The sequence below is a fragment of the Hyalangium versicolor genome (assembly GCF_020103695.1).
GTDB classification, from domain to species: Bacteria; Myxococcota; Myxococcia; order Myxococcales; family Myxococcaceae; genus Hyalangium; species Hyalangium versicolor.
Genome location: NZ_JAHXBF010000075.1, coordinates 1 through 1,712, shown reverse-complemented (window position 1 = coordinate 1,712; position 1,712 = coordinate 1). Strand labels below are relative to the sequence as shown.

The 1,712-nt window shown below is 60.7% G+C and carries 2 protein-coding genes; one reads left to right on the top strand and one right to left on the bottom strand.

Annotated features, from left to right (window positions below; translation table 11 throughout):
- Nucleotides 1-60 precede the first annotated feature (60 nt).
- A complete protein-coding gene (locus KY501_RS52760; protein ID WP_224373239.1) occupies nucleotides 61-870 on the top strand; it encodes a hypothetical protein in 810 nt (269 codons plus the stop codon).
- A 302-nt stretch (nucleotides 871-1,172) separates the two neighbouring features.
- Here KY501_RS52760 and KY501_RS52755 read toward each other — a convergent pair whose 3' ends face one another.
- Entirely contained in the window at nucleotides 1,173-1,619 is a 447-nt protein-coding gene (locus tag KY501_RS52755) for a sigma-70 RNA polymerase sigma factor region 4 domain-containing protein (protein WP_224373238.1), read from the bottom strand.
- Nucleotides 1,620-1,712 lie beyond the last annotated feature (93 nt).

Sequence of the window (1,712 nt, the reverse complement as noted above, 5' to 3'; positions counted from 1 at the left end):
TAGGCGTCGACGTCAGCCGCGAGCAGATGGCCGCCCTTCACCTTGAGCGCTCCAACTTCCATGGTGAGTGGAATTACACCCTCCGGCCAAACTGAAACTTTATTTCTGCGCGGCTCCTTAGTTCCTATTCTTGTGCCGCCTCTTGAATTTAGCGATGCCGAAGGCGTTCTGCGAGGAACTCAGTGCTTCAAGATCAACGACAAGAACAATCTCTCATCTCTATATGATGAATTCACAAAGCACGCTCGGCGCAAAAGACCGTGGCTCACCCCTTCGGGGCACGGCACTTTTGAAGAGCACCGCGACCTTTTCCTAAAAGAGTTGCCCAAAAAGCTTCAGAAGAAGGCCTCGCGCTCAGAGAGCCCGAAGTCTGCAATCACCACCCCGGTGACCAAAGCCGCGCTACCAGCGCCGCATCCGCCACCTTTGCGTTCTGGCGAAGCACACAAGGAGTTCAAGCGATTGGTTTCCGAGTTACGTGCGGCCTTGGCTAAATTGCCGATGATCGTTCGCATTGCCTTTATGTACGACGCCAACGACACTAAGGCGACTGAGTACCCTGAGCACAAAAAAGACGTCAATGATGCCGAGTACCGCGGCTTCATCAAGGCAGAGGAAGCCTGGGAGTTCAACGCCGCTTCGACTGGAAGAGTGTTCTCTCCTACAAAGGCGAGCCAACACAATCGTGACGTCTATCGAATCCTCAAAGAACTCTCAGATTTGCTCAGTAATGCTCCGCCGGCCTTTCATCATGAGTATGAAAGACAGAACGACCACCCCGCGAATCTCAGAATCTTCCCATTCTGGGATACGCACGACCTTCTCAGCGAAGGCGAGCCAGGAAAGGAAACCGCTGCCTTTAGGAGGTAATCTCAGATTTGACCCGTTCTCTGCACCTCGTCGCATTCGCGCAGCGCGCGGCCCATCGGCGGCGCCAGCCTCCCGGCTCTTCGCGCTCGCTGCGCGACAAAACTCCCTGTCCCTTCCCGAGCAGCACACTGCATAGCTCGCAGCGCACTGGATACAGGTTACGGCGCCGAGCTGCCGCGCGCTCAGAGCAGGCCATGTGCCGCGGCCAGATCGCGCGCTCGTAGGTGATGACCTCGCCGGCTTCAATGGGAGGAGCGCACGCTGCGCACGGTCCCCGGCGTTTCGCGACGATCGCGGGCAGCTCAGTGCTCCCGCTCGTCGAGCAGCTCGCGCAGGTCCGCGAGCGTTCGCGCGAGCATCCGGTCGACTCTGCTCTTCGGTGCCCCCCACGCATCCGCGACTGAGCGCACCGACTGCGCGGGCCGGTTGATGCCGAAGACACGAGAGACGAGTTCGCGGCGCTCGGGCGCCAGGCCCCGCACTGCCTCGAAGACTCGGGCGCGGCGCTCAGCGATGATCAGCAGCATTTCGGGGTTGTCGGTGTCGCTGTCCCTGCCCATGAGCGCACGCAGCGCCCCCTCGACTTCGTCGCCTGCACGGGCTCGCCCCGGGCTTCCGGCGCTCGTGGGCGCGGGCGCGTCGGTGCTCTCGACACGGATTGCTTCACGCTCGCCGTGGGCTGCTCGGGAGGTCCGCCCCTTGTGTGCTCCGTCGCTCAGGTTGTCACCACCGACGAGGTTTGGTGCCATTTCCACCGATCTTACCGAGGACCATAGATCCATCAGATCACCGGAGCCCTGAGATCCACCGAATCACCGAGGGGCACGAGAGCCACCGTGCAC